General features: G+C 71.4%; 17 protein-coding genes. 3 read left to right on the forward strand and 14 right to left on the reverse strand.

Annotated features, from left to right (window positions below; all coding sequences use genetic code 11):
• Nucleotides 1-7: 7 nt before the first annotated feature.
• The 9 genes from J7E96_RS13490 to J7E96_RS13530 all read right to left on the reverse strand — a co-directional run bounded on the left by J7E96_RS13490 (nt 8) and on the right by J7E96_RS13530 (nt 10,228).
• Nucleotides 8-832, reverse strand: a complete 825-nt coding sequence (locus J7E96_RS13490) for an endo alpha-1,4 polygalactosaminidase (RefSeq protein ID WP_215130872.1) — start codon at nt 830-832, stop codon at nt 8-10.
• Nucleotides 829-1,503 carry a spherulation-specific family 4 protein gene (locus J7E96_RS13495; RefSeq protein WP_215130874.1) on the reverse strand — a complete coding sequence of 225 codons (675 nt, stop codon included), beginning with the start codon at nt 1,501-1,503 and terminating at the stop codon, nt 829-831. Before J7E96_RS13495 ends, J7E96_RS13490 begins: the two co-directional genes overlap by 4 nt.
• A gap of 37 nt (nt 1,504-1,540) precedes the next feature.
• Nucleotides 1,541-2,431 carry an NAD(P)-dependent oxidoreductase gene (locus tag J7E96_RS13500; protein ID WP_215130876.1) on the reverse strand — a complete coding sequence of 297 codons (891 nt, stop codon included), beginning with the start codon at nt 2,429-2,431 and terminating at the stop codon, nt 1,541-1,543.
• Between the two features lie 7 nt (nt 2,432-2,438).
• Nucleotides 2,439-3,152 (reverse strand): nucleotidyltransferase family protein, encoded by a 714-nt coding sequence (locus J7E96_RS13505; RefSeq protein WP_215130878.1) that lies wholly within the window; start codon nt 3,150-3,152, stop codon nt 2,439-2,441.
• 47 nt (nt 3,153-3,199) lie between these two features.
• Nucleotides 3,200-4,201 carry an SDR family NAD(P)-dependent oxidoreductase gene (locus J7E96_RS13510; protein ID WP_215130880.1) on the reverse strand — a complete coding sequence of 334 codons (1,002 nt, stop codon included), beginning with the start codon at nt 4,199-4,201 and terminating at the stop codon, nt 3,200-3,202.
• 51 nt (nt 4,202-4,252) lie between these two features.
• Nucleotides 4,253-5,605, reverse strand: a complete 1,353-nt coding sequence (locus J7E96_RS13515) for a hypothetical protein (protein WP_215130882.1) — start codon at nt 5,603-5,605, stop codon at nt 4,253-4,255.
• A complete protein-coding gene (gene pelF / locus J7E96_RS13520; protein ID WP_215130884.1) occupies nt 5,602-7,104 on the reverse strand; it encodes a GT4 family glycosyltransferase PelF in 1,503 nt (500 codons plus the stop codon). The genes J7E96_RS13515 and pelF overlap by 4 nt, the downstream gene beginning before the upstream one ends.
• A gap of 75 nt (nt 7,105-7,179) precedes the next feature.
• The gene (locus tag J7E96_RS13525; RefSeq protein ID WP_215130886.1) at nt 7,180-9,321 is read right to left on the reverse strand and encodes a hypothetical protein; all 2,142 of its coding nucleotides are present in this window, start codon (nt 9,319-9,321) and stop codon (nt 7,180-7,182) included.
• Between the two features lie 436 nt (nt 9,322-9,757).
• Entirely contained in the window at nt 9,758-10,228 is a 471-nt protein-coding gene (locus J7E96_RS13530) for a GNAT family N-acetyltransferase (protein WP_215130888.1), read from the reverse strand.
• A gap of 250 nt (nt 10,229-10,478) precedes the next feature.
• On the opposite strand from J7E96_RS13530, the gene J7E96_RS13535 reads away from it, so the two are divergent.
• Nucleotides 10,479-12,170 carry a lysyl oxidase family protein gene (locus tag J7E96_RS13535; RefSeq protein WP_215130890.1) on the forward strand — a complete coding sequence of 564 codons (1,692 nt, stop codon included), beginning with the start codon at nt 10,479-10,481 and terminating at the stop codon, nt 12,168-12,170.
• Between the two features lie 123 nt (nt 12,171-12,293).
• Here J7E96_RS13535 and J7E96_RS13540 read toward each other — a convergent pair whose 3' ends face one another.
• Both J7E96_RS13540 and J7E96_RS13545 read right to left on the reverse strand, forming a co-directional pair.
• A complete protein-coding gene (locus tag J7E96_RS13540) occupies nt 12,294-14,465 on the reverse strand; it encodes a SpoIIE family protein phosphatase (RefSeq protein ID WP_215130892.1) in 2,172 nt (723 codons plus the stop codon).
• Nucleotides 14,466-14,586: 121 nt separating this feature from the next.
• A complete protein-coding gene (locus J7E96_RS13545) occupies nt 14,587-15,210 on the reverse strand; it encodes a LysE/ArgO family amino acid transporter (protein ID WP_215130895.1) in 624 nt (207 codons plus the stop codon).
• A gap of 68 nt (nt 15,211-15,278) precedes the next feature.
• Here J7E96_RS13545 and J7E96_RS13550 point away from each other — a divergent pair, with 68 nt between their 5' ends.
• The gene (locus J7E96_RS13550) at nt 15,279-16,181 is read left to right on the forward strand and encodes a LysR family transcriptional regulator ArgP (RefSeq protein WP_215130897.1); all 903 of its coding nucleotides are present in this window, start codon (nt 15,279-15,281) and stop codon (nt 16,179-16,181) included.
• 120 nt (nt 16,182-16,301) lie between these two features.
• Nucleotides 16,302-17,165, forward strand: coding sequence for an oxaloacetate decarboxylase (locus J7E96_RS13555; protein WP_215130899.1), 864 nt, complete (start codon nt 16,302-16,304; stop codon nt 17,163-17,165).
• 35 nt (nt 17,166-17,200) lie between these two features.
• Here J7E96_RS13555 and J7E96_RS13560 read toward each other — a convergent pair whose 3' ends face one another.
• The 3 genes from J7E96_RS13560 to J7E96_RS13570 all read right to left on the reverse strand — a co-directional run bounded on the left by J7E96_RS13560 (nt 17,201) and on the right by J7E96_RS13570 (nt 20,409).
• Nucleotides 17,201-18,079, reverse strand: a complete 879-nt coding sequence (locus tag J7E96_RS13560) for a YhjD/YihY/BrkB family envelope integrity protein (RefSeq protein ID WP_215130901.1) — start codon at nt 18,077-18,079, stop codon at nt 17,201-17,203.
• A 108-nt stretch (nt 18,080-18,187) separates the two neighbouring features.
• Nucleotides 18,188-18,343, reverse strand: coding sequence for a DUF6131 family protein (locus J7E96_RS13565; RefSeq protein WP_214967764.1), 156 nt, complete (start codon nt 18,341-18,343; stop codon nt 18,188-18,190).
• Nucleotides 18,344-18,522: 179 nt separating this feature from the next.
• The gene (locus J7E96_RS13570; RefSeq protein ID WP_308295935.1) at nt 18,523-20,409 is read right to left on the reverse strand and encodes a protein-arginine deiminase domain-containing protein; all 1,887 of its coding nucleotides are present in this window, start codon (nt 20,407-20,409) and stop codon (nt 18,523-18,525) included.
• Nucleotides 20,410-20,438 lie beyond the last annotated feature (29 nt).

The following is a 20,438-nucleotide window of genomic DNA, read 5'->3' on the forward strand; positions in this document are numbered from 1 at the left end:
CCCACTCTCAGCAAGGCCGGCGCCACGCTCCCAGGTCGAGCCGCTTGCGCATGGAGCTCAGTCCGAGTTTGCGGGACTGCGCACAGAATTCGCCCACCGGGGTGGCGTATTCGACATGGAACACCGCCTTTCCCGCCCGTACGAACGGGGTGAGCGCCGCGCATTCGTTCAGTTCCGCGCACTCCTCGTTCACCGCGAAGTCGAAGTCGTCCACCAGCTCGGGGATCTGCGGCAGATCGTTCTTCAGCCCCACTGACAGGCCGCGTTCATGGGCGAGTGAGGCGAGCATGCGGTTGTACGCCAGCTGATGGCCGGCCGTCAGCGGAAACCCGGTGTCTTCGAGGTACGCGTCCAGCAGATCGGGCTCGACCGCGTCGTATCCCCGCGCGCGGCACATGTCGAAGCGCTTGGCCATCAGCGGCCGCAGTACGTCCAGGCGGCGGATGTCGAGCCACCGCTCCCCCGGCCAGCCGTTGGGGCGGCCGCGGACGGCGGCGGGGAAGTCCCGGTGGTCCGGGCGGAACGACTCCCAGGCGCCTGCGTTGAGATAGCAGATGACCTTGCGCCCGTCCCGGTGCAGCCGGCGGACGGTACTGGAGCCGTTCTCGAAGCCGTCGATGTCGTAGACCGGCACATCGACGCTCGGGTCGACCTTGCCGTCGAGCTGCCACTGCCACGCGGTGCCCGGCTTCGGCTGCCACCGGCGCTCCGGCGTCGCGGGCAGCGTCGGACTCTCGCGCGTCGGACTCTCGGCCGTCGGCCCCGGCGCCGAGCAGCCCGCCGCCAGCAGGAGCAGGAGAAGCAGGGGGAGTACGGCCCGCCGACGGCTCACGCCTCCTCCCCCGCGGCCGCCGGCACGAGGCCGGGCGGCACGGCCGACCACGGGTTGGGGCCGTGGCCGGGCACCGCGCAGTGCACGCCGGCCCGGCGCAGCCCCGCCGTGCGGCCCGCGAGCCCGAGCAGTCCCGGAGGGACCCCGTACACCAGGTGGCAGAAACGCTCCGGCGGGTGGGCGGCCGTCCATGCCGGGGGTGCGGGAGCGGCGCAGTACGCGGTCCAGTCGCCCTCGAAGGTGATCAGCAGGTCGGCGAACGAGGCGTACCCGGCTGCCGGATGCACCCCTGGATTGAGGACGACCGTACGCCCGCCGAGGGCCCTCGCCGCACGCGCCAGTCGGCGGCAGTGGCGTATCCCCGCCGCGTCGGCCGGTGCCTGGTCGAACAGAAACCCGTCGACGGCGTACCACTCGCGGTGGCGCCGCAGGTCGCGGCGCACGACGCGGAAGGTGCGGCGCCCGTAGTCGGCGTCGACGTAGCCGAGGACCCGGACGCCCGCCGCCCGCAGGGTGCGGGCGGCGGCGGTGAAGGCCGGGTCCGGACGCGTCCCCGGGCCGTCGGCGACGTTGAGCACCACGCCGTACAGCTGGGGGGCGGACCGGGCCAGAGCGGCCCAGGCGCCGGGGTCCACGGCCGGGTGCGCGTACATCGGTACGAGCAGGGTCATCGCCGCTGCCCGTTCAGCCGACCACTCGGCCGACCGCTCATCGGACCGCCACCGCCGACGACTGCCACAGGTCACGCAGCGAGTCGTCGAGCGAGTGGTCCGGGCGCCAGCCGAGCGCCGAACGGGCGGCCGAGACGTCCGCGCACTGCCAGGACACCGCGGCCGAGCGCTCCGATCCGGCCCCCGACTCCTCCAGCCGGCACCGCCGGCCGGACGCCCGCAGCAGGCCGTGCGCCATGTCGCGTACCGCGGTGGCTGTGCCGCTGCCGATGTTGAGCACCGGTGGCAGCGCGCCGGTCGCGGTCGCGGCCAGCACGACGGCCCGCGCCACGTCCCGCGCGTCGACGAAGTCGCGGTACGCCGACAGGTCGCCCACCTTGACGGCGCATCCGTCGCCGCCCGCCCGCAGCTCGGCGGCGAGCCGTCCGGGAAGCCCGGCGGCCGGCGCGCCGGGGCCAACCGGGTTGAAGACCCGCAGCACCACCGCGTCGAGTCCGCTTCCGGTGACGGCCAGGGTGCCCGCCAGCTTCGTCGCTCCGTAGAGGCCGAGCGGGCTGGTCGCGGCGTCCTCGGTCACGGGTTGGCCCGGCGCTCCCGGCCCGTACTCGGCGGCCGATCCGAGGTGGACGAGGCGGGCGTCGGGCGCGGCCTCCCGCAGCGCCTCGCAGAGCGCGGCGGGCCCGCGCGCGTTGGCGTCGACGAGCCGGACGGGGCTGCCCGCCACCAGGCCCGCGCAGTTGATGACGACGGAGGGTGCGGCCGCGTGCAGCGCGTCCGCGAGTTCGCCCGGACCGGCGGCCAGGTCGAACGGCACGTCGGCCGACGGCGAGCGGCCGCCGACGAACAGCCGCACGCCCGCGAGGGCGCGCAGTCGCTCGGCGGTGTGCCCGCCCAGGTATCCGGTGGAGCCCAGGAGGAGAACGCGCACGGGACGCTCACGCTCCCTTGAGCAGTTCGCCGCGGCGCGTGGTGAACTCGGCGTTGGCCCGGTCGTAGTCGTCGGGGCGCCCGATGTCCAGCCAGTAGCCGTCGAAGTCGTACGCGTGGGGCGGGGTCTTGGCGGCGAGCAGGTCCAGGACCAGCTCGTCGAATCCGAGCGGGAGACCGGGGGTGTAGGCGGCGAGGGTGTCCCTGGAGAGGCCGTACACGCCCATGGAGACCCGGTAGTCCATGCTCGGCTTCTCGGCGAAGCCGACGACGCGCCCGGATTCGGTGGTGAGGACGCCGAAGTCGATGGCGACCTTGCGGGCGTACGTCGCGACGGTGAGCGGGGCGTCGGACTTCTGGTGCTGCCTGACCACGTCACCGAAGTCCAGGTCGGTGAGGATGTCGCCGTTCATGACGAGGAAGTGCTCGGGGAGGCGGTCCATCATGGTGAGTACGGGGCCCATGGTGCCCAGGGGGCTGTCTTCGGTGGAGTAGCCGACGCGCAGGCCCCACTGGGATCCGTTGCCGACGTAGGCGCGGATGATGTGCCCGAGGTGGCCGATGGCGATGGTGCAGCTGGTGAAGCCCGCGGCGGCCAGCTGGCGCAGCACGATCTCCAGGATGGCGTGCTGGTCTCCGATGGGTACGAGCGGCTTCGGTAAGGCGGTGGTGTACGGCAGGAGGCGTACGCCCTTGCCACCGGCCAGGATCACTGCGTGCATCGTCTTCTCCTCTGTGTGAGCTTGGTGAGCCGACTGGGGACGGGCGGTCAGACGTTGTAGATGCCGGTCTTGTAGCGGGCGAGGTTCGCGGGGTCGCGGAAGAAGTCGATCGTGTGCCGCAGGCCGCCTTCCAGGTCGTACTCGGGGCTCCAGCCGGTCGCCGTGCGCAGCCGGGTGGCGTCCGCGACCAGCCGCATCACCTCTGATGCCGCGGGGCGGATGCGCTGCGCGTCCTCGCGTACCTCCAGCTCGGTCTCCATCAACTTGCCGATCAGCTCGGTCAGTTCGCCGACCGAGATCTCACCACCGGTGCCCGCGTTGAAGGTGCGGCCGACCACGGCGTCGGCGGGCGCGGTGCCCACGGCCAGGAAGGCGCGGGCGGTGTCCTTCACGTACAGGAAGTCACGTGTGGGCCGCAGGTCTCCGAGGGTGATGACGCGCTCGCCCGCCGCGACCTGGCCGATGACGGAGGGGATGACGGCCCGCATCGACTGGCGCGGGCCGAAGGTGTTGAACGGCCGCAGGGTGACGACCGGGGTGCCGAAGCTGGCGTGGTAGCTGTCGGCCAGCCGGTCCCCGCCCGCCTTCGAAGCGGCGTACGGCGACTGGGTGCTGATGGGGTGGTCCTCGGTGATCGGCACGGTCTGGGCGGTGCCGTACGTCTCGCTCGTCGACGTATGCACCAGTCGGGGGACGGAGAGGCGGCGTACGGCTTCCAGGACGTTGAGGGTGCCGGTCACATTGGTGTCCACGTAACTGTGCGGAGCCTGGTACGAGTACGGAATCGCGATCAGCGCCGCCAGGTGGTAGACGGCGTCGGCGCCTTCGACGAGCTGGTTGACCGAGCCGGGGTCGCGGACGTCGCCGAGGACGATCTCGACGTGGTCGAGCACCTCGGGCGAGAGCGTCTCCAGCCAGCCGTAGGAGGAGAAGGAGTTGTACTGCGCCATCGCGCGGACGCGGAAGCCGGCGGTGACGAGCGCTTCGGTGAGATGCGAGCCGATGAAGCCCTCGGCTCCGGTGACGGCGACGCGTAAGGGTAGGGACATGGGTGCTTGCTCCTTCGGTGGGGTGGTGCGGTGACGGTGGGACAGGAGAGGTCAGCGGTGTGCGGAGGGGCGGCCGAGGTGCCGCCAGGCCCAGCTGAACAGCACGGCCGCGGCCGCCGGGCAGACGAGCGGGTCGATGCCGTACGGGCGGCCTGCGGCCGATGCCACCGCTGCGGCGAGACAGACGAGCGCGGGCGGCCGGGCCAGCGCGAAGGCCTGCAGCAGCAGGCCGGTCCACAGGAGTGCCCCGAGCGCCGGCAGGGCGACGGCGTCCGCGCCCACGGCCAGGGCTCCGGCCAGCAGCAGCGCGGTGTACGCCGCCAGGCACATGGCCAGGGCGCGCCCGGCGCGCAGGGTGAAGCCGGCGACGGTGGCGCTGGCCCGGAGCGCGGCGACGGCCATGCCCCGGTAGCGGTACAGCAGCCACTCGGCGAAACCCATGCTCAGTGTGAGGACCACGATGCCGCGAGCCCCTGCCGTGCCGTCGCCGCCCGACATCGTCAGCGCTCCGGCCGCGAGCCCGAAGAGCCCGTACGGAAGGGAGTCCCGCAGGGCAGGTAGCGTGCCGCCCCCGCTGGGAGCCGCCCGCAGCGTGCCGCGGATCGCGTGCCCGGCCGCGAGGGCCGCCAGCGCCACCGTCACCAGCAGCAGTCCTGAGGACACGGCGACCGGCGTACGCCACCACAGGAGGCACACCGCACCGGCCGCCACCGGCAACAGGGTGAGCGCGAGGGTCCGTTCGCGGCCGAGGACCAGCAGCACGGTCGCCGCGGCCACGTAGCAGGACTGCCCGGCGGCGAACGCGGCGGCCGTGCCGGGACCGGAGACCAGCAGGCCCACGGCCGTGGCCGCCATCGCGCCCGCCGGGGCGCCGGACCGCAGGGCCCGGCCGGCGCCCGCCGGGCCCTCGGCCGCGAGCCGCAGGTAGGCCCGGTGGCTGAGCGCCTGGTTCCACGCCCACGCCACCAGCGCGGCGGCGATCAGTCCGGTGACGTCGGGCGTACCCCGCCACAGGTCCGCGCCCAGTACGTAGCCCAGTCCCGGCAGCGCGAACACCAGGCCGCGCAGGGCGCACCGCCAGTGGTCCGGCTTCCAGGGATCGGGGGAAGGGGCTGGCTCGGGGTAGTGGCGCGGCACCCGGTGGTAGAGGTCTTCGGCCAGGGCGAACAGGCCCGCGCGGCCGTAGTGGTCCCGTATCCGGTCGCCCGTCATGCCGTCGGACTCCAGCAGGGCGGCGACCTCGTACGGGTGGACGGCCCCCGAGACCTGTTCCACGAGCCGCTCGGCGAGCTCGTCGATCGGATCCTTCGCCCAGCCCGGGCGGGCGCGGGTGCGGGGGTGGGACCTGGGTATGGCGGGGAGGCTGTCCCCCTCGCCCGGCAGCAGGCGCAGCGGGCCGCTCATCCCACCGCCTCCCCGGCGGATTCCTGTGCGCTGTCGGCGAGTTCGCGCCGCGCCGGTTCGCCTTCCGCGAGTCGCAGATAGATCCCGCGGAAGGTGTCGACAGTTTGCCGCAGCGTGAACTGCTCGATCACGCGCCCTCGCGCGGCCTCCCCCATCGCCGCCCGGCGCGCCGGATCGCGCAGCAGTTCCAGCACGGCCCGGGCCATCGCCTCCGGTTCGCGCGGCGGGACGACGAGACCGCTGTCGCCGACCGCCTCGCGCACCCCGCCCACGTCCGTGGAGACGGTGGCCCGCCCGCACGACATGGCCTCGATGAGGGTGAACGGAAACCCTTCACTGATGCTGGACAGCATGACCACGCTGCCTGCGGCGTAGGCGTCCCGGATGTCGTCCACCCGCCCCTCGAAGGTGACGTACTCGCCCTGCCCGAGCTCCGCCGCCAGCGCCTCGCAGCGTTCGCGGTACGCCTCACCGCCGCGCGGCGTGCCGCCGAAGAGCCGCAGCGTCGCCGCCGGGAGTTCCCGCCGTACCTGCGCGAAGGCGCGGATCAGCGTCTCCAGGTCCTTGATGGGGTCGATGCGGCCGGCCCAGCTGAGGACGGGTGCGTCCGGTTCGGGCCCGGCGGGCGGGAAGGCCGCGGGGTCGACGCCGTTGTAGACGGTCCGTATCAACTGCGGGTCGGCTCCGCCCTGTTCCTCCCACAGCCGGTTGTACTGATTGCCCGGGGTGATCAGCGCGGCCGTCCGGTACGTCTCCTCGGCGAGGAGCCGGAAGAAGCCGAGCAGCAGCGCCTTGACGGGCCATCGGTAGGGACCGGTGCGGTAGCCGAGATAGCGCTCGCGCAGATAGACGCCGTGCTCGGTGAGGAGCAGCGGCACCCCGTGCAGTCGGCTGCCGACGAGCCCCGGCAGGACTCCCAGCCCGCCGCTCACAGCATGGGCGACGCCGTCCGTGGGCGGTCGCGCGGCGAGCGGCCGCAGTGCGTGCTCCAGCAGGTCCGTGGCGGTGAGCGCGTCGTGGATGGTGGGGCGGGAGGCATGTACGGCCAGGCCGGGGCGGTTCCACACCTTTGCCAGGACGCGCACGGCCGGATCGGCGCGCAGGGCGGGCGCCAGCTCTCCCCGCTGGGCGTGTTCGGCCAGCTCGTACAGCGCCGGTGCGAAGTCCGCTTCCGCGGCGGGGTCGAGCAGGGCGCCGAGGAACCGTTCGTACGCCGCTGTCAGCATGCGCAGCCGTCGGCCGCGCGGGGCGGCCCCGGCCGGCGCCGGGCCCCACATCGGAACGCCGACCGGAGGTGACACATGGGCGGGCAGGTCCCAGGCGAGGGGTTCCCGCCCCGTGCCCGTCACCGCGGTGACGTCGAAGCGGAAGTCCGGCAGCCCGCGGACGAGTTGGTCGCACCACACGCTCACGCCGCCGTGGCTGTGCGGGTACGTGCCTTCGGTGAGGAGGGTGACACGGGTGGTGCCGGACGCTGCCGGAGGTAGCGCTTCGAGCATGCGGGAGTGCTCTCCTGGGGTGCGGGGCGTGGAAGGGGACGGTGCGGCGGGCGGTAGCGAGAGCCGAGGCCCGGTTCAGCCGGTGACGCCGTAGGGCACGCGGGTGCGTACACCCGGCGGCAGTGGCATCAGAGGTGCCGTCCGCCGTACGGGCTCGCTCTTGTCGGCCCGCGCCGTGGCGGCCGCCGGACCGGTGGGCAGGGTGAGGCTGACCCGGTCCTGGAGCAGGCCGGCCGCGACCCAGCCGGAGACCGTGCCCGCGTACGGCGTGCCGAAGGCTTCCGTACCCAGCAGCAGGTTCTGCCGGGTTCCGGCGGGCATGGTGGCGGGGACCCGGGCGCCGCTCGGGGCCTGCACCGTCACGGTGTCACCGATGCGGTACGCGGTCACCCGGCCGGCCTTGACGGCGGTGTTCCAGGTGGCCCGGTCGCGAAGCTCGGCGCCGATGTCGCGCTGGCGCAGGTTCACCAGCGGGGCGCTGTCCGCGTACAGCGCGGCGTACTCGTTCAGGACGCGGTCGAGCACCGGATAGGCGATGCGGTCTTCGGCGAGGTTGGACTGGTGGATGAAGTGCGGCCGGGGGTCGTTGGAAAGCACATGCCCCAGGGCGATACGGGATTCCAGCGGAACGACGTAATCCGCGTAGCCGGTGGCCGGATCGAGCGGCTCCGGCAGGCAGGTGGAGTTGGCGGCGGTCTCGCAGATGCCGCTGCCGCCGTCGGCGGACCGGCTGTAGATCCAGTTGTACTCGTCGATCTGGTCGGCGGTCCGGCCGGCGTTGTAGAAGATGTTCATCGGATGGCGCGGCACGGTGAGCGCCGGGCCGACCTTGCGCTGCTCCCGGTCGCGCGAGTTGTCGGAGGCGAGCGAGGTGACGCCGTTGTCGGCGAGTGCCGGTCCGAGGTTCGGGTTGTCGTCCGGCTGCTGGGGCAGCACCTTCAGACCGGAGTGTTCACCGGTCACCAGTTCGGCGTTGACCAGGGGCAGTCCGGTGCGCTCGGCCCACTGCCGGTTGTCCCGGATCTGCCCGGCGATCTCGGTGCGGCTGACGTAGCGCGTACTGCCGTCGGGGTTCTTCGCACAGCTCCACGGGACGGCGCTGACGTCCTGGACGCAACCGAGGAAGGGGTGGTTGTACGTGTGGTTGACCCAGCGGTACGCGCTCTTGTCGGCGGCGAGCTGCTGTGCGAGCGGGTCGCTGCCGGCGTTCTCCTCCTTGTAGAGCTCGCTGCCGCCGCCGTTGAACACCATGTCGAGTGTGAAGTCCTGGGAGCGGGACCACTGGGTGGCGTACCGGGCGTCGTCGGCCGTCATCCGGATGGAGTCGGCCTCACCCTGTCCGGGCGGGCAGTCCACGTCGCCGGGCGTGCAGTTGAGCTGGCTGTCCCAGCGGTCGTCGGCGGCGAAGACGTCGTCGACGTGTACGGCGAAGTAGTTGCGGGAGGCGCCGATCCGCACGTCCTGGGTGAGCCATCCGACGATGCCGCGGGCCAGCAGGCGGAACTGCTGCTGGTGCCGGTTGTAGACGAATGTGACGACGAGCTCGCGGCGCCCGTCGTGCCGGTATTCGCCGACGAGGGAGCCGCGTCCGGCCGAGCCCGGCAGTGGCACGTCCACGTACGTGGTGAAGTCGGCGCCCGGTGCGGGCTTCGCCGCATGGGCGTAACTCTCCGACACCGTCGGCGCGTTGTCCTCGAACGGCACGGCCCCTTCCAGGTAGCCGAAGGGGCCGGCCTTGCCCGCCGCGGTCACCTCGGCGCGGGCCCCGTCGAGGGATCCGCTGTAGCCGCCGTTGGCCGGTTGATCGAGGCCGACTTCTGGACGGGCGTACGTGTACGCGTCGACCTGCGGGATCGCGAAGGTCTTCTCGTACGCGACGAGAGCCGTCATCTCCGCGGAACCGGTGCCAAAGGGGTTGTCGTTGGGCAGCACCACGGCCTGGTACTTGGCACGCGGCCGTCCCCCGACCGTGTCGGAGAGGAAGGCCGCGTCGATCACCGGACGGTCGTCCCTGGACAGATCGACGGAGGTGTACGGCGTCCCGGCACCGTCCAGTTCGGCGGCGATCGCGGCGGTGGCGGGTCCCCCGTCGTCCACCACCAGGACGCGCAGGTCGATCCGTGGCGGTGGCGCGGCGGCGCCGGCGGAGGGCGTTGCGACCGTGAACAGCATTGCGGCCGCGCCCAAGACGGCAGCGGTGTGTCCCGTGCGTCTCATGTCGTGTGTCCTCCCCAGAAGAGCACACCGGAAGTCAAACCGGCCTGCCCCGCCCCCCTTGCGGCGGCCGGCTCCGTGAGGTGCCGACGCTGTCCCGCACTGTCGGATCACATAGTGAGGTGCGCGGAGGAGAAGTTGTGAGGGCATGGTGAAACCTGGCGCGAAACGCACACATGCCCGAAGGTCACCCCGGCGAACGGGCGGACGAATTCGCGCCTGCGGAATCCACCGCCGGTATCGCGTCCAAGCGCAGGTGGCGGATGGCGCAGGCGGTTACCCGGACCCCCTGCGCGCGTGGACTAGACCAAAGAAAAGAAAGCGGAATCGCACGAGAGGGAATCCAGCCAACCCCCTCTGGGGCTCACCCCAGGCGCACACCGGCGCACAGCGGCGTAACAAGGGAGCACGTCGGAGCGCACGCTTCCCACGCCAGTGCCTAGTCCAGCTCCAGTTCCCCCACCTTCTGCCCCCCGCTCATCTCCCCCGTCGGGCGGATCCCGAGTCCCAGGTAGAAGCCCTCGGAGCCGTCCTCACCCGGGTGCCACGTCGTGGTGAGGCGGGTGCCGCCGCGGCGGCGGATTTCGGCGGCCACGGACTCGACAGCGAAGCGGCCGTAACCGCGGCCCTGTTCGCCGGCCGCGATGTTGAGACGCCACAGGCCCGAGCGGATATCGGTGCCCTTGCCATCGCCGCTGAAGTCGATGTCGAAAAAGGCCATGAGGAAGCCGACGAGCCGGTCGCCGTCGACGACGATCCGGGGCCACGCCGCGCCAGGGTTCACGTACGCCTCGGCGAGGGACTTCACGACTGGCGCGACCAAGTGCTCCTGGTGGGGACGGACCCGCAGGCCGATCGCGGCATCGAAGTTGTCGGCAGTGATCTTCTCCAGGCGGAGCGCAGTCGTCATGCGGAAAACCATAATCCCGGTGATCAAGTGATTATCCGCGCGCCGGACACGCCCAATATCACAGCTGAGGAAGGCACGGGGCGAAACAGCGCCGAGACGGCTTGATCCGATCTCCGTGATCTGTTTTCGGACAACGATCCGCGACTCGCGAAGCCACAGACAACCCACACCGCCCTCCCCCAACTCTCACGGGCCGGAGACGGTTTCGCGATCGTCCACCTCCCAGCAGGTAATCGGAAATCGAGGAACGATGACCAGATTCCCTCAGGCCCGTCCATGGCGTTCACTGATCGCCGCCGGTGCGGCCATCACCGTGACCGCCGGCGTGGTCGCCGCCGCGCCCGATGCCGAAGACTCACAGACCGCGCCGAAGCTCAGCCTGATCGCCGCGTCGTCGTCGGTGACCCTCGACTCGTGGAAGGAAGAACCTGGCGTCTACCTGGACCTCGGTACGTACGTAACCGCTGAGAACGGGCCCCTCGAACTCAAGGTGACCCGCAAGTCCTACAAGGACCCGGTCGTCGCCACGCAGATCATCCGCGAGGGCACGAAGACCCGGACCAAAATCCTTCCCCAGGGCCTGGTGAAGGGCTTCGGGGGGCTGCCGGGCTTCGCTCAGATCCGGATCACCGACGCGGCCGGCAGGACCGTGGTCAACAAGTCCGAGGCCTTCTGCCCGAACAACGCCTCCGGCCGGATCCGCCCCGATGCCCCGGCCAAGTCGAAGTACCCCGAGAGCTGTCCCGGGAACCCGTTCACGCTCGGCTCGGTGTGGGGTGTAGAGAACGGCTGGGCGTCCAACACCTACGCGGGCTACTACTCCGACCCGGTCGCTCTGCCGGCCGGGAAGTACACCGCCAAGGTGTCCGTGCGGAAGCCATACCGTGTCCTGTTCGGCATGGAGAACAAGCCTCAGACGATCAAGGTCACCGTACGGGAGCGCAGTTACGACGACGGCGCGGGCGCACCGGCCGCCATGAAGCACGGGTCGCACTCGGCCGGGCATTCCGGCCACGGCGCGATGCGCGCGCCCGCGCCCGCCGCTGCGACGAGCGGGGCGGGTCCGTCGTACAACGTCGGCCACGGGCCCCACACTCCCGCACCGCCCGCCCTCCCGTGGGCGATCAAGAAGGCCGCGCTCAGGGCCGGTCCGGTGGGCGACGGGACCGGGCAGACCGACGGTTCCCGGAAGGCTCCCGCGGTGAAGCCCGCCGCGCAGCGGCCGACCGGCACGCCGGACGTTCCGGACGTGCCCAAGCCCGATCTCCGTTCGCTGCCGGCCTACGGCATCGCCATCAGCAAGGGGCAGGGCAGCACCCGCGGCAAGGACTACCTGGCGTTCAGCGCCAACGTGTGGAACGCGGGTCCCGCACAGCTGGTGGTCGACGGATTCCGCAGCCCCGGCAAGAAGCTGATGGACGCCTATCAGTACTTCTACGACGCCGACGGGAAGCAGGTCGGCTACACGCCGACCGGCACCATGGAGTGGGACCCGCGCAAGGGGCACGAACACTGGCACTTCACCGACTTCGCCAGCTACCGCCTGCTCAAGGCCGACCAGAAGGAGTCGGTGCGCAGCGGCAAGGAGGCCTTCTGCCTGGCCAACACCGACGCCGTCGACTACACGGTGAAGAACGCCAACTGGCACCCGAACAACACCGACCTGTCCACCGCGTGCGGCCAGGAGAACTCCATCTCCGTCCGGGAGGTGCTCGACGTCGGCTCCGGCGACACGTACACCCAGGACCTTCCCGGCCAGTCCTTCGACATCTCCAGCCTGCCGAACGCCACCTACTACATCCAGGTGCTGGCCAACCCCGAGAAGCGGCTCAAGGAGACCAGCCTCACCAACAACAGCGCTCTGCGCAAGGTCGTCCTGGGCGGCACGCCGGGTGCCCGTACGGTGAGCGTCCCCGCTCATGACCTGGTGAACGCCAACTGACGTTCGCTCGTCGCACCAGCACTTCGGCTCCCGAGCCCAGCGCTCGGGAGCCGAAGTGGCGCGCGGCTCAAGGAGCCAGAGCGGTGCCGGGGGAGTCGGCGCCCATGGGCTTGTCTCGCAGGGTTACGACGGCGTCGGGCGCAGCAGGAAAAGTGCGGTGTCGTCCACCCGGTCCGGCGACGGACGTGCGCGCCGCATGAGCGCGTCGGCGAGGGCGTCGAGGTCGCGCGCTCCCTCGCTGAGGGCGTCGGCGAGGTCGGCGGTCGCCTCCTCGATGTCGGTGCCCCTCCTTTCCACCAAGCCGTCGGTGAACAGGGCGAGGACGGCGCCGGGCGGCAGGTCTGTCTCGATCGCCTCGTACTGGGCAGAGGGGTCGATGCCGAGCAGGAGCCCGGGGGGCACGGCGACGCTTTCCGTGCGTCCGCCGGGGTGTCGCAGGAGGGGCGGGAGGTGGCCGGCGGTCGCCAGGCACACCCGGCGGCGGCGGAGGTCGATCTGGGCGTACAGGCAACTGGTGAACAACCCTGGATTCAGGTCGGTCAGCAGGCGGTTGGTGCGCACGAGGACATCGTCGGGGGCCGCTCCGGCGATGGCGTTGGCGCGGACGGCGGTACGGACCTGTCCCATCAGGGCCGCAGCGGTGACGCTGTGCCCCTGGACGTCTCCGATGACGGCGGCGGCCGTGGTTTCGTCGAGGCTTACCAGGTCGTAGAAGTCGCCTCCGATGTCCATGCCGCGGGTCGCCGGAAGGTAGCGGGCCGTCGCCTGCAGGCCGGGCAGCGCCGGGAGTGCCTGGGGCAGCAGGCTGGCCTGCAGGGTGCGGGCGAGGCCGCTCTTGGTGTCGTACAGATGCGCGCGGTCCAGCGCCTGTGCGGCGAGACCGCTGAACGCGGTCAGAATGGCCCGCTCGTCGTGCCCGAACACATGGGGCCGGTCGTACGCCAGTACGCAGCAGCCGATGGGCCGGCCGGCGGCGACGAGGGGCAGGAACGCCCAGGCGTGATTGCCGTCGTCGTCCACGGCGAGCGGGAAGGCGTCGTGGAGTTCGCGGCGGGAGGCGAAGAAGGCCGGTTCGGCCGTGGTCACCGCGCGGCCGCCGGGGTGGTCGGGCGACAGGGGCACGTCACCGAGCCGTTCCATTTCCCCGGCGCCGTAGCCATGGTGGCCCCGAAGGCGCAGTTTGCCGGCCTGTACGGCGAACAGGGCGACCGCGTGCGCGCCGAAGCTGGGGGCGATCTGGTCGACCACCAGCTTGATCACGTCGGGCACGCTGAGGGCTTCGGTGAGCGCCGCTGCCAGATGCGCGAGCTGGTAGAGCACCCCCGCGCGGGGCGGCGCGGCTCCCGCCGGCGGCGGCACGGCGGAGTCCGGCAGCGGGGGCTGGGGCAGGGACGCGGCTCCTCCGGCCGCGGCTCCCGCTCCCGCTGCCGCTCCAGCCACGCGGGAGCGGGAGATACGCACGCTGATCCCCCGTGCGTCGGGATAGAGCTCGAAGGACAGCCACAGGTCATCGGGGCGCCGAACCGTGAAAGACGTGGGGTTGCGGCTCATCACGGCCGACCGGTAGCGGTCTTCGAATACGGGGTCGTCCAGCCAGGGCATGGCTTCCCACGGCCGTGTTCCGAGCAGCGCGGGAACTGTGCTGCCGACCAGCTCCGCCCCGTTGGGGGTGATGAAGGTGATGCGGCCGTCGAGGTCGAGCGCGCAGCAGCCCTCCGGAAGCCGCTCGGTGAAATCCACCGCGGCCTGGGCCTCGACCTGCGTGACCATGCGGCGCCGCGGCACCGGCACAATTCTCGGTTCGGGCATGGGCCGGATGGGGTGGCCGCTCTCCTCCGCGCGGCGCAGAGCCGCACCGACGTATCCGGATGCCTTTTCGATCGCTCTCTGCCGCTCGGGTTCGATCACCAGCGGGTGGGAGCCCGGCCACAGCAGCACCAGCCCGCCCCAGGTCCGCTGCGCGCTGACCACCGGCGCGGCCGCGAGGGCGAAGGAGTAGGGCAGCGCCAGGCCGATGCGCGGGTAGCGGCGGGCGAGCTCGCCTTCCGCTCCGACCCAGACCAGGCGGCCCTCCCGTACCGCCTCCGCCAGCGGACCCGAGGCGGACATGCCCACCCGGGCCCAGGGCATCGCGAGGCTGGACGGCACACCGGCGAGTACCACGGCCGAGAGCACTTGGCCGCTCGACGTCAGCACGTAGATCCCGCCGCCGTAGGCATCGGATTCGCGCAGCACCCGGGAAAGCAGCCGGTCCAGTACCTCCGGCTGTCCGGTCTCGTCGTCCGGCGATGCCATGGATTACCGTCCTGCTGGTGCGCGCGGCCCCACAAGAGACATATCTCTGGACGCTACGCCCGGACCGCTGATGGCGCACCCGCAACGTGTACGGCGCGGACCTGCCGGGAGGAACGGCGCGTCAGGCGCCGGCCACCAGCATCCCTCCCATGGTGACCATGGTGGCGGCGACCAGGCCGTCCAGGACCCGCCAGGCGGCGGGGCGCGACAACAGGCCGCTGAGCAGGCGGGCCCCGTAGCCGAGTGTGGTGAACCACGTCAGGCTGGCGAGCACCGCGCCCAGCCCGAAGGCCCAGCGCAGGGAGCCGTGGTCGGCGGCGACCGAACCGATCAGCAGCACGGTGTCCAGGTAGACGTGCGGGTTGAGCCAGGTCATCGCGAGGCAGGTCAGTACGGCCTTGCGGGCCGACCCGGCCGTGGCGCCCTGCGTGCTGAGCGCGGCGCCGGGTGCGGGCCTGAGCACACGCCGGGCGGCGAGGACGCCGTAACAGATCAGGAATCCGCCGCCGGCCAGGCCGACCACGGTCAGGGCGGCAGGCCACTCGGTCACCACGGCTCCTACTCCCGTGACGCCGAGCGCGATGAGGACCGCGTCGGACACGGCGCAGATGCCGACCACGGCGAGGACTGCGTGCCTGCGCGCCCCCTGGCGCAGGACGAAGGCGTTCTGCGCGCCGATGGCCACGATGAGTGAGAGTCCGGTGCCGAAGCCGATGAGTGCCGCCGTGAGGATTCCGTGGGTCATGCCCCGACGGTATGGATCAACCGGGCATCAGTACAGCTAAAGATTCTAACGTACCCTTAGCGTTTGTGATGGACGAGCTTCCCCTGGACCAGGTACCTACGCTGCTCGCGGCCGTGGACGAGGGCACCTTCGACGCGGCCGCGGCGGCCCTGCACGTCACGCCGTCGGCCGTCAGTCAGCGCGTCAAGGCGCTGGAGCAGCGCACCGGCCGGGTTCTGCTGATGCGGACGAAGCCGGTGCGCCCGACGGAATCCGGGCAGGTCGTGGTGCGGTTCGCGCGGCAGCTGGCCCGGCTGGAACTGGACGCGCGGGCAGAGCTGGGGATCGCCGACGGGCAGGGCCCGGCGCGGCTGCCCATCGCGGTCAACGCGGACTCCCTGGCCACCTGGTTCCTGCCGGCACTGAGGCGCGTACCTCAGGACCCGCCGGTCTGCTTCGAGCTGCACCGCGAGGACGAGGCCCACACCACGGCGCTGCTGCGGGAGGGGCAGGTGATGGCGGCGGTCACGTCGTCGCCCGACCCGGTGGCGGGCTGCACGGTACGCCGCCTGGGCCTGGCCCGGTACCTGCCGGTGGCGAGCCCCGGTTTCGCCGCGCGTCATCTGACCGGGCCTCTGGAGCGCTACCTGCGCGACGCCCCGGTGATCGTCTTCGACCGCCGTGACGACCTCCAGGACGCCTTCGTACGATCGCTCACGAACGACGGGACGGGCGCGGGCCGGGTACGCCACCACGTGCCTACGTCGGAGGGGTTCTGCGACGCGGTGGCCGCCGGACTGGGCTGGGGCCTGGTGCCGGAACCGCAGGCGGCGCCGTTGCTCCGCGCGGGCGCGCTCACCCTCCTCGCGCCCGGGCACCCCGTGGACATCCCGCTGTTCTGGCAGCAGTGGAAGCTGGACTCGCCGGCTCTGGCCGCCGTGGCGGACGCGGTCACCCGCACCGCCGCCGAGGCACTGCTGGCCCCGGCCTGAGCGGACGACCTTTGGGGTGATCTGTCGCAACCGGTGCGCGCACCCCGCGTTGATCATCCCGCGTGATCAACGTATGCCCGCCCGCGGGCCTCCCCGCCACCGTCAGGAGCCAGCCAGCCCATGCTGTACGGACAGGCCTTGCGCGACGAGATCGCCTCCGCCGGGACGACACCTCTCATCGGCGTGTACGACATGTACTCCGCATCCCTCGCCGCGGGGCACTACAACGGTCTCTTCGTATCCGGTTTCGGCTTCGCCGCCTCCTACTACGGGCTTCCCGACATCGGGTTCATCGCCTGGCCGGACATGGTGGCCTTCGCCGAACGGCTGCGCGGCGCGTTTCCGCGGCACCACCTGCTCGTGGACATCGACGACGGCTACGCCGACCCGGAACTGGCCTGTCACGTGGTGCGGCGCCTGGAGCGGTCGGGGATCTCCGGAGTGATCCTTGAGGACCAGAAGCGCCCACGCCGCTGCGGCCACACCGACGGCAAGCAGATCCTGCCGCTGGAGGAGTACCTCGACAAACTGCACCAGGTACTCGCGAGCCGGACCGACCTGGTCGTCGTCGCACGGACTGATGCCACCGACGACGAGGACATCCTGAACCGCGCGAAAGCCCTGGCGGCGACCGACGCGGACGTGGTGCTGGTCGACGGGGTGCGCAGTGCCGAGGCGATCCGCCGGATCCGTGAAGTCATCAGCAACAAACCGCTGCTGTTCAACCAGATCGCCGGCGGAAAGTCACCGCGGTTGTCGCTCTCCGAACTGGCGGCGCTCGGCGTCGACGTGGCGATCTACAGCACGCCGTGCCTGTTTGCCGCACACCGCGCGATGGAGGAGGCCATGACCGAACTCAAATCCACGGACGGACGCCTCCCCGCCGCCCACGCCACCGGCGGCGGAATCGGTGTCGGCGAGGCCACCGCACTGCTGACCGAAAACCTCCGTCGGCACAGCACGGCGACGCGGGGAAATCCGTAGTCGGACAGTCGGGTACGGCGCCCGACGCCACCCGCCTACCGCCACCGTCGGTTCGTCCCTCTCAGGGTCGGGCTCAGGCTGCGCCGGGCCTCCCACTCGTGGAGGAGCCGCCCGGCCAGCGCCCCGCCGTACACCACGAATCCCACTCCCACCAGCCAGGACTGCAGGACCAGGACCGTCCCGAACGGGCCGTACGTCACCGCGTTCGACGCGATCAGCGGCGAGAAGACGTACTGCGAGAAGATCCGCAGGCCCAACAGCCCCACAGCCGTCAGGGCGGCCCCCGGCGCCAGCGCACGCCACCGGATCCGGCCGCCCAGCAGCAGTCGCTGCGAACACCAGAAGAAGAAGAACAGGCCGATGACATCGCCCCCGGCCACAAGCGTGGTCACGAGGGCGGACGACTGTTCCGGAGCAGGTGTCTTGACGAAGATCAGGAGGGCGGCGACCAGCAGCGCCAGCCAGACCACATGGCGCCACATCGTGTGCCATCGGGCGGTCGGCAGGGACCAGATGCGTTCGTACCCGCTCTGTACGGCGGATCCGAACGTGACGCCGAACGTGGCCAGCGCGGCGAGACCGAATGCCGTGGTTCGCTGCAATGCCTGGCCCGGCCGGCCGAACAGCTCCTCGACCTCCGCCTGTGACACCTCGGACACGCCGAGCCCCGCCACCAGCCATCGGGCGAAGCCCTGCCCGCTCGCGAGGTCGGCCGCGGCGACGACGACCAGCAGGGGCACGAGCGTGAGGAAACTCAGCGCCGCGAAGCCCATGGCACGGTGCATGAGCTCCACCTCGCGCCCACGGTTCCAGGTAAGCCCGACCACCGAGTCCCGCAGTCGTCGCTGAAGTCGCTCGAACCGATTTCCGTGCTGCGGGCCGCCCTCATGAGGCGTACCGGATTTCAGGGGCATGTCCCGTCGAGTACCCGCAAGCGCTCCCGCTGCCTCCGGCGTGCCGCCGAACGGGTGCCCCGGCCGCGCGCAGGGGTGGGTGCCCCGGCGGACCGGGGCACCCGTGCCTCACCAGTAGTGACGTCGCCCACCGACCGCCCGCCCCAGCGATCCGAGGATCCAGAGGACGGCTCCGATGGCGACGAGAATGATCCCGATGGTCCAAAGGATGCCGATGTCGGCTACCAAGCCGATGATGAGCAGAATGATTCCGAGGACGATCATGGTGTCCGCCGATCTCGCAGAACGGTTTCTCTACCCAGCTGGTCCCCCGCCACCACCAGGTCAAACCTGCGCACTTGCCCAGTGGACCGACGGGTGCGGCCGCCCTCCCGGACAGGCGGGCGGCCGCACCCGACGGCCGTACAGAGCCATGGTGCGTCCGAATGGTCAGCCGGTCGGAGCTACTGCTTCCACCAGGCGCCGGAGGCATCGCGCAGGGTGTTCGTGCCGCAGTGCACCTCGCCCTGGCCGAGGTGATACGTGTACCAGTCGTCGAGGTACGACACCTTCATGCCGGCCCCGGCGTACGCGGCGTTCACGGCGGACGTGAATATGTCCTTGCCCCCGATGACGGGACCCCATTGCCGCGGGGCCAGGTAGCGGCCCCCGCCGAGCACGATCCCGTTGACCGCACCGGGGACGTAGGCGCTGGTCATGACTGTTTCCGGGGCGGCACCGGCGCGGTCGGTGTGGCGCGCGAGCTCCTTCTGCTGCCCGTACTCGCGGACTACGTCCGGCACCTTGCCCGCGCCCATCCGCGTCAGCCGTGGCATGCGCTCGCCGCGCTCGCCCTCTTCCGTACCGCGGGTGTACAGGGCGGGCACCCGTACGACCTCGGCGTCGGTCGCGCCCGTCTCGCGCTGGAGCACCTCCAGATTCGCCTTGATCCGCTTCGCGGCCATGGTGTTGTCGGACACCAGCCACCTCGATGCGAGCGCCTGGTCGATGGTCTCCTTGGGAGCCGGCATACCCGAGCTGCCCGGCACCGAGAACATCCGCGTCCTGCCGTGGCCGGCCTCCTGCGCCTCGCGCAGCAGCCGCAGCCCCGCTTCGGGATCGGCGATTCCGATCTTCCAGCCGCGCGGGGTGTCCGCCGGGAGGAACTGGACGAACTCGTCCACGTGGCCCACGTGCAGCCACGAGGTGTCGAGGAGCAGCGGGTCCTGGAAGCCCTGGGACTTCAGGAGCGTACGCATCGCCTTCGCGGGCTTGGAGCCGTTGTCCTTGCGCTCCCCCATGATGATGCGCCCGGCCGGGAAGGACCGGCCGCCGTGCGCGTACGGGGGGATGGTTTCCAGGTTCCCCATCGAGTTGAGGGTCGCCTCCTCCGAGTCACGCACCCCGGACACCTGCACCACACCCACGCCGTCGCCGCGCAGCTTCTCGAACAGCTCCCGGCCGGCCGCGCGGTCCGGCTGCGCGGAGCGCAGCATGACGCGCATCGCCTGCCGCCTCCCGCCGGGACCGGCCATGCTGACGTAGCCGGGTTCGACGAAGTCCTGCGCCCAGATGTCGTCGTACTTGTCGAAGGTCAGCAGCGGCTTGTTGATCCCGGCCGACTTGACCTCGGCCGCGAGGCCGTTGACGAACGCCTGCTGCCGGCGCGCGTAATCGTCTGTCCCCCGCACCTTGGTGACCATCAACTGCTGGGCATTCTGCAGGTGGTGGTGGGTGAGCAGCGGGGCGACCCGCAGAGTCACGTCGTCCGACGTGCTGTTCCCGCCGGAGGTCACCGTCAGGCGTATCACGGCGCGGCCGTCCCAGACCGCGCTGTCGCGTATCACGTCCGTGCCCTCGACCCCGAACTCCACACCTGAGCGGAGCTCGGCGGCGGACAGACGGGTCCCGGCCGTTACCCAGGTCCAGCCGGAGGAGCGTTTGACGAAGACCCGCGTCTTGGTGCCACCGGCCACGGCCTTCAGCGTGCCGGTCGCCGTCGCGGGCAGTTTCGTCATGGGTACGGACCGGACGCGGGCCAGGTCGGCCGCGTCGCCGGAGCCGTTGACCTTGGTGTCGGCCGCGTCGTTGCACGCGGCGAGCTTGGCATCGGGCAGCGGCCTGCCGTTCGGGCCTTTGACCGCGCACCGCTTGGTGTCGTCGTCGATGTTGGGCAGGAAGACGGCCCCTCTGCGGGGGGACCAGCTGTCCTCACCGGCGGTGTCCGTCGCGCCGGTGGCGTCCACCCGTCCGTCCCGGTTCACGTCGGCCCGCAGGTCGGCCCGGGGTGTGTCGGCCGCGAACACCGGTGACACGGGGGCCAGTACGGCCCCTATCGCGGTGAGGGCCACTGCCCCATGTCTCACATGGCTCGTACCCA

It is taken from the genome of Streptomyces sp. ISL-96 (assembly GCF_018614035.1).
Lineage (GTDB): Bacteria > Actinomycetota > Actinomycetes > Streptomycetales > Streptomycetaceae > Streptomyces.